4 protein-coding genes are annotated in these 7,751 nt (G+C 74.8%); all 4 read right to left on the bottom strand.

The genetic code is table 11. The features are described 5' to 3' along the window. Window positions 1-285 precede the first annotated feature (285 nt). Window positions 286-1,377 (bottom strand): PQQ-dependent sugar dehydrogenase, encoded by a 1,092-nt coding sequence (locus NJ376_RS25405; protein WP_252956143.1) that lies wholly within the window; start codon window positions 1,375-1,377, stop codon window positions 286-288. 278 nt (window positions 1,378-1,655) lie between these two features. Beyond that, entirely contained in the window at window positions 1,656-1,985 is a 330-nt protein-coding gene (trxA, locus tag NJ376_RS25400) for a thioredoxin TrxA (protein WP_252956141.1), read from the bottom strand. Between the two features lie 304 nt (window positions 1,986-2,289). Next, a complete protein-coding gene (gene addA, locus NJ376_RS25395) occupies window positions 2,290-5,802 on the bottom strand; it encodes a double-strand break repair helicase AddA (RefSeq protein WP_252956139.1) in 3,513 nt (1,170 codons plus the stop codon). A 292-nt stretch (window positions 5,803-6,094) separates the two neighbouring features. Next, window positions 6,095-7,751: PD-(D/E)XK nuclease family protein (locus NJ376_RS25390; protein ID WP_252956137.1), on the bottom strand; the 1,657-nt coding region annotated here is incomplete at its 5' end.

The raw sequence follows: 7,751 nt of genomic DNA, 5'->3' as shown, positions 1-7,751 counted from the left end.
CGCGGCAAGCGGATGGTCTATGGCGAGATCCTGCTGCGCGCCGAGGGCAGCGAGGAGCTTTGCGCCCATATCACCACGCATTGGGCGGTGATCACCCCTTCCAGGTGAGCCGGGTCCGGCATCGCCCGCTAGAGCAGCCTCCGACCTGATGGATCACGGCGTGATCCATCAGGTCGGAGATAAGCTGCTCTAGTTATTGTATTTTCTAGAGCAAGAAATCCGATCAGGTGATTCCACCTGATCGGATATTGCTCTAGGCCAGGGCCGCTGCGGCGCGCCTGCGCCTCAGCCCGGCCGCAGTCGCAGCACCCTGCCGCGGGCCTCGTCGGTCAGGAGGTAGATCAGCCCGTCCGGGCCCTGCCGCACCTGGCGGAAGCGGACCATGCCGGCCAGCAGCCGCTCCTCCCCCGTCACCCGGTCGCCCTGGGTGCTCAGCCGCACCAGCACCGGCGGGTTCAGCCCGGCGACGAAGAGGCTGCCGCGCCAGGCGGGAAAGGCGTCCCCGTCATAGAAGGCGATGCCGGAGGGGCTGATGGAGGGCACCCAGACATGCGCCGGGTCCTCCATGCCGGGGCGGGAGGACGCCTCGGCGATGCGGCTGCCATCGTAGTCGATGCCGTGGGTCACCACCGGCCAGCCGTAATTCGCCCCGGGCCTCAGGACGTTGATCTCATCCCCGCCGCGCGGGCCGAATTCCGCCTCCCACAACGTCCCGGTCCGGGGGTTGAAGGCCAGGCCCTGCGGGTTGCGGTGGCCCAGGGTGAAGATCTCCGGCCGCCAGCCCGGGCGGCGCGCGAAGGGGTTGTCCGCCAGCGCCGCGCCGTTGCGCGCCAGGCGCAGCACCTTGCCGGCCAGGTCGTCGCCCTTCTGCGCCCGCGTCTGGTTCTGGCGCTCCCCGGTCGAGAGATACATGGCGCCATCCGGCCCGAAGACGATGCGGCAGCCGAAGTGGTTGCGGCCGGAGGGCTGCGTCGGCGTCACGTCCAGGATCGGCGCCGCCCCCTCCAGCGCCCCGCCATCGGCGCGCAGCCGGGCCCGCACCAGCCGGGTCAGCGCCCCGCCATCCACCACGATGGAATGGCAGAGATAGACCTCCCGCGTCGTGGCGAAATCCGGCGCCACGGCGACATCCAGCAGCCCGCCCTGCCCGCGTGCCTCCACCGCCGGCACGCCGGGGAGCGGGGCGGAGACGGCGCCATCCCGGCCGACCAGCCGCATCCGGCCCGGCCGCTCCGTCACCAGCAGCCGGCCATCCGGCAGGAAGGCCGCGCCCCAGGGGTATTCGAACCCGGTGGCGAAATCCTCCACGCGGAAGCGGGTCTGCGCCGTGGCGGGAAGGGTGAGGAGAGAGACGAGAAGCAGGGCAAGGACGCGCATGGGCGGCAGATGGGGCCGCAACGTTGCGATGCCAGCCCGGCTTGCAGGAAGGTGAAGCGCCTCGACGCGCCTGTGCCCCGCCGGTGCGGCGGGAGCGGCGCATGCATTCCCGCCCGCACCCGCGGCAGGCGGACAGCGCGCCCGTCCGGCCCTCAGCTTTCCGCCCGAACCGGACCGCCCGTTGCCCCGCCGCGGCTTCGCCGCGGCGGGCTGTGCGACTCACCGCTCGCCAGACGCCCCCGGGGCCCCCGCGGCGTTGTGCAGCAACGTCGTGGGGATCAGCCGATCTGGCCCGCGATCCAGTCCTTCAGCGCGCCCTTCGGCATGGCGCCCACCTTGGTGTCCAGCAGCTTGCCGTCCTTGAACAGCAGCATGGTGGGGATGCCGCGCACCGCATACTCGTTCGGCGTCATCGGGTTCTCGTCGATGTTCACCTTCGCGATGGTCAGCTTGCCCTCATACTCCCTGGCGATGTCGTCCAGGATCGGGCCGACCATCCGGCAGGGGCCGCACCACTCCGCCCAGAAATCCACCAGCACGGGGCCGGAGGCGTTCAGCACATCCTGCTTGAAGCTCTCATCCGTCACGGCCTTGGTGAGTTCGCTCATGTCTTTCATGCCTTGCTATGGGACAGCCGCCGGCAAACCGGGCCGCCCCAGTCCTGGGACAAGGTCGGCACGCCGGGCCTCCGGGTCAAGGCTGGCCCCGGGGCGGAGCCGTCATGCCGCCGGCGCATGCGCCCTTCCGGCTCATGCGCCCCCCTCTCCGTCCCGGCCCCCGGCGCCTGAGGCAGCGCCCGGTCGGGCAGGCCCCTGCAGGGCTCCACCCATCCCATGATCGCGCCAGCCCCGCCTGCGTTCACTCGCCCCGGCCCGCGCCGCCGATTCGCCCCGCCGGCCATGCCCCGGCCCGTCATGCCGCCGCGTCCGGCGCATGCTCGTCCAGCAAATCGTCCGGCAGGGGCATCAGCCGCGCCCCATGGGTCCAGACCAGGGCGCACTCCACCCGCCGGCCCGGGAAGGCCTCCCGCAGCACCGCCCGGTAGGCCGCCATCTGCCGCAGATAGAGCGGCGCCACCTGCTCCGGCCGCAGCGGCGGCGGGCGGTTGGTCTTGAAGTCCAGCACCACCACCCGGTCCGGCGCCACCACCAGCCGGTCCACCTGGCCGGCGATCAGCCGCCCGCCCACCCGCCCGGCCAGCGGCGCCTCGGCCAGGCTGCCCGGCGCGAAGGCGGCCTGCATGGCAGGCTCCGCCAGCAGGGTGAGCACCTCCGCCAGGGTCTCCGCCTGCTCCTCCGCCGACAGCCCATGGCCCGGCCGGGCGAGGAAGCGCCGCGCCGCCGCCTCCCGCATCGAGGCTTCCTGCTCCGGCAGATGCTGCAACAGCGCATGCACCAGCCGGCCGCGACGGAAGCGCCTTCCGCCCGGATCGGCCTCGCCATGCGGCGCCGCGGGGGTCTGCTCCTCCCCCGGCAGGGCGGAGGGGGCGATGGCCGCCTCCGCCGCCTCGGGCGGGGCCGGCCGCGTCGCCCAGGAGGGCAGCGCCCCGGCCTCCGCCGCCTCGGTGGCCAGCAGGTCCGGCACCGCCGCCACCTCCTGCCCGCAGGCGTAGCGGAAGCCCATGCCATCGCCGAAATCGGCCGCCGCCGGCGCGCCCAGCGCCGCCATGTCGAAGGCGACCTCCTCCGCCCCTGGCAGCCGGCGGAACCCCGCCGCCACCAGCCGGTACCAGGGCTTCGGGTCCTTCCCCCAGCCGCAGCAGATCAGCCGGTCCTCCGCCCGCGTCAGCGCCACGTAGAGCAGCCGGTTCTCCTCCTCCAGCCGCCGCCGGTCATCGGCCGCGCGGGCGCTGAGGAAGGCCGGCGCCTGGAAGCTCTTGTTCGGCGCCCAGAGCGGCAGGGGCAGCCCATCCTTCTCCAGCCAGCGGATCGCCTCATTGCCCTGGCCCGCGCCGACATCGGCGAGAATCACGATCGGCGCCTGCAACCCCTTGGCGTTGTGCACCGTCATGATGCGGACGGCGTCGCCGCTGCCCTCCGCCTCCCGCTTCACCTCGGCGCCGCCCTGGCGCAGCCAGTGCAGGAAGCCCTGCAGGCTGGGCGGGTGGCGCTGCTCATGGTTCAGCGCGGCGTTCAGCAGCTCGTCCAGCACATCCGCGGCTTCGGGGCCGAGCCGCGCCAGGATGCGCGCCCGGGCCGGCGTGCCGTCCATGGAGGCCTCGCCCAGCACCTCCGCCAGCAGCGCATGCGGGGTGACGAGATCGGCCCGGTCCGCCAGCCGCGCCAGCCATTCGGCGGCCTGCGTCGCCCGGTCCGCCGCCGCCGCCGCCCGCCGCTGCATCAGCGCGCCCCAGAGCGAGCCGCGGCGGCCATGCGCCAGCTCCAGCAGCGCCTCCTCGGACAGGCCGATCAGCGGGCTCTTCAGCAGCGCCGCCAGTTGCAGATCGTCCTCCGGCAGCAGCAGCACGTCGCACAGCGCCATCAGGTCCATGACGGCGAGATGCTCGATGAGCTTCACGCGGGAGACGCCGGCCACCGCCACCTGCCGCGCCTTCAGCGCGCGCACCAGCAGCGGCACCAGCGCGACATTGGCCTGGCGCCGCAGCAGCACCAGCACATCGCCCGGCCGCACCGGCCGGCCGCGCGCCGGCAGCATCTCGGTGCCGATCATGCGGGCGATGCGCTCGGCAAGGGTCTCGGCCATCAGCGCCTCGGCGCTCGCCGCCGCCTCGGGCTCCGCCGGCACCACCCAGCTCGGCGGCGCCGGCGTCTCCATCGGGCGCAGCAGCGGCCACAATTCCACGCTGCCCGCATGGCCGAGGCGATCCGGCAGGTGCCTCAGCACCTCCCCCGGCGGCACCACCCCATCCCGCGCCGGCCCGTCCTCGAACACCGCATCCACCAGCGCCAGCACCGGCGCGGTGGAGCGGAAGGAGACGTCGAGCTGCACGGGGCGGAACTCCCCGCCGCCGGCCATCACCCGCGCCGCGTAGTGCCGCCGCCAGGTGGCGAAGCCTTCCGCATCCGCGCCCTGGAAGCCGTAGATCGCCTGCTTGATGTCGCCCACGGCGAAGATGGTCCGCCGTGCCGGCACCGCCTCCACCGCCGCGGCGGAGAGGCTGCGCTGCCGCCGCTCCACCCCCTCGCCCGCGAAGAACTCGCCGGTCAGCGCCGCGGCGATGCCCCATTGCGCCGGGTTGCTGTCCTGCGCCTCGTCCAGCAGCACATGGTCCAGCCCGCCATCCAGCTTGAACAGCACCCAGGCGCTGCCCGGGTCCTGCAGGATGCGCCGCACATGGTCGATGAGGTCGCCATAGCCCAGCAGCCCGGCGCTGCGCTGCCGCGCCTGGCTGCGCCGCAGGATGGGGACGGAGAGCGAGAGCAGCGCGGCCGTCGCCGCCGCCAGCCGGCAGCCGGCCCGCCGCTCCTCGATGCGCAGCAGCCGCTCCGCCTCCGCCGTCAGCGCCGCCAGCACCTCCGCCTGCCGCGCGCCCACCTGCTTCGTCGCCAGCGAGCTGGGCGCGCGGGTCGCGCCCTCCTTGGTCAGGAAGATCTCGCACCACTCGGCGAAGCGCGCCGACCGGTCTTCCGGGTGGCAATCCAGCCAGGCCGCCAGCCGCGCGCCCCGCTTCCGGTCATTCTCGTTCTTGCTGGCCCCCAGCAGGCTGGCGGCGAGACGCAGCGGCGCTTCCTCCAGCACGCAGCCCGCCGCCAGCACCTCCGCCTCGTCCAGGCTCTCCGGCACGCCGAGCGCGGTGGCGAGGCGGAGCCTGAGGCCCTCGATGGAATTCACCACGGCGAGGCAGGCCTCCAGCCGCTCCCGCGCCCGGTCCTCGAGCAGCGCCCGCGACACCTCGGCAAAGGCATCGGCCGAGGCGATGCCGGCCAGCAGCGCCAATTCGCGCGCCACGCCGCTCGCCCCCGCCAGCACCGCCTCCCGCGCCTCGGCCAGCAGGGCGCGGGCGTCCTGCTCCTCCAGCACCGAGAATTGCGGCGGCAGCCCGGCCTCCAGCGGGAAGCCGCGCAGCAGGGACTGGCAGAAGGCATGGATGGTGGAGATGCGCATGCCGCCCGGCATCTCCAGCACCTCCACCAGCAGGGACCGCGCGCGGCGGCGCAGGGCCTCCCCCGGCGGGGTGCCGATCAGGCGCTCCAGCTCCGCATCCAGCAGCGCCTCCTCCGCCACCGTCCAGGCGCCGAGGCGCTTGCGCAGCCGCGCCTGCATCTCCGCCGCCGCGGCGCGGGTGAAGGTGAGGCAGAGAATGCGCCCCGGCGCCTGCGCCGGGTCCAGCAGCAGGCGCAACACGCGGTCGATCAGCACCTTGGTCTTGCCGGAGCCGGCGGAGGCATCCACCCAGGCGGAGGCCAGGGGGTCGGAGGCCTGAAGCTGGCGTTCCTGCGCGCGGTCGCGGGCGGAGAAGGTCATGCACATGACCTCCGAAGCGATGGGGGCTCCGCCCCCATGCCCCCGGCAGAGGGCGCTGCCCTCCGCACTCCCGCCGGGGCCAGGACCTGGCCCCGGACCCCGGTGTAAGTCTCGCCGCGCCGCACCCCCTCCCCCGCAAAGCGGGGGAGGGTCGGGGTGGGGGGGCACAAGGCCGGGACCGCGCCGCGCAGGCCGTCATGGCGCGGGAGTGGGAGCGGCATCGAATTGCGGAACGACACCCCCACCCCAGCCCTCCCCCGCAAGGCGAGGGAGGGAGCAACGCTGCCCCCCCTCACGCCCCTTCCTCCGCCGCCGCCCATTCGCCGAGGCGGGAGAGGTGGTCGTATTCCGTCCCAGCCGGCTGGCGCTTCGGGTGCGGGCGGGCGGTGAAGGGCCGGTCCCCCAGCAGGAACTCCGCCACCAGCTCCGCCAGCCGCTCCCGCGCCTCCTGCGCCAGCGCGGCGATCTCCTGCGTCCCGGCTACCGCCTGCTTCACCTCCCCCGGCACCGGCCCGCCCGAGACGCGCCAATAGACCAGCTCCGCCGCGTCCCCGCCCGGCAGGTCGCGGAACCCGCCCGCCGCGGCCATGGCTGCCTCCAGGGTGAGCTGCGGCTTGCGCCCATCCTCCACCTCCCGGGTCGAGGGCGGCGCGCCGGTCTTGTAGTCCAATATCCGCAGCCCCTTGGGGCCGAGGTCGATGCGGTCCGCATGCGCGGTCAGCACCACCTCCCGCGCGCCGGTCGCCAGCTTCAGCTCGCCGCGGATCTCGACCAGGCTGGTCAGCGGCGGCGCCCCGGCGCGCAGCAGCGCCTCCTGCTCCACCGCGAAGCCGCCGATCCGCGCCAGCCGCGGCCCCCAGAAGGCGGCGAGGCCCGGCCGCGGCGCCGCCTCCTCCAGCGCCAGGGCTGCCGCCTCGTCCCAGATCGCCCGCGCCGCATCGGCGCCCGGCCAGGGCTGGGCAGAAAGCCGGCGGACGAAGCCCGCCAGCGCGGCATGGACCAGGTTGCCGTAATCCAGCACCCCGGCCTCGGCATCCAGCGGGTCGAGCGGAAACAGCCGCAGCACCCGCCGCGCATAGAAGGCGTAGGGGTCGGCGATCAGCGTCTCCACCTCCGTCACCGAAAGCCGGGTCGGCCGCTGCGCGAGCGACGGGCGCGGCGAGGGCCGGGCGCAGGGCGTCACCCGCTCCGCCCGATCGAGCCGCTGCGCCCAGCCGAGCGCCGGACTCGCCGCCAGCCGCAGCCCGCCCTGGCCATCGAGGAAAGTCTCGATCCGCGTCAGCCAGCGGGCCGGCACGGTGGGCGCCCCGCCGCGGCGCGCGGCGCGGGAGAGCACCGCCTCCGGCGCCGCGCAGGCCGCCAGCAGGAAGTCGGCGCAGACCCGGCCGATCCGCGCCTCCGGCTCCGGCAGGCCGAAATCGCGGCGCATCGGCCGGCTCATCCAGGGGCCGGGGTCGGTCGCCAGCGGCCAGACCGTCTCGTCCAGCGCCCCCAGCACCACCCGGTCGAAGGTCAGCAGCCGCGCCTCCAGCAGGCCGAGGATTTCTACCCGTGGATGCGGCCCATGGTCGCGCCCGCGGGAGCCCCGGATGGAGGGCGCGGCGGCGCCGTCCATCGTCGCCTCAAACAGAGCGGGCCAGGAGGACGCCGGCAGCGGCGGCAGCGCCGCCATGGCCGGCGCCAGGGCGGCGAGGTGCGAGGCCAGCGCCTCCCCCTCCTCCCCGGCGTAGAGGCGCAGCCCGCCCGCCCGGTCCTCGCTGCTGGCCAGCCGCTCCGCCGCCTCCAGCTGCGCCGCCAGCAAATCGGCGGGGGGCGTCACCCGGCCCTCGGGCAGGGCGGTGAAGCCGCCCAGCGCCGCCGCCAGCGCATCCAGCAGCGCCGTCACCTCGGCCAGCGCCGCCTCGTCCCGCGCCCGGCCCGAAAACCCGGCGGCGGCGGCGGCGCGCAGC

Source organism: Siccirubricoccus soli (genome assembly GCF_024178315.1).
Classification (GTDB): Bacteria; Pseudomonadota; Alphaproteobacteria; order Acetobacterales; family Acetobacteraceae; genus Siccirubricoccus; species Siccirubricoccus soli.
This window is presented reverse-complemented; position numbering and strand designations above follow the sequence as displayed.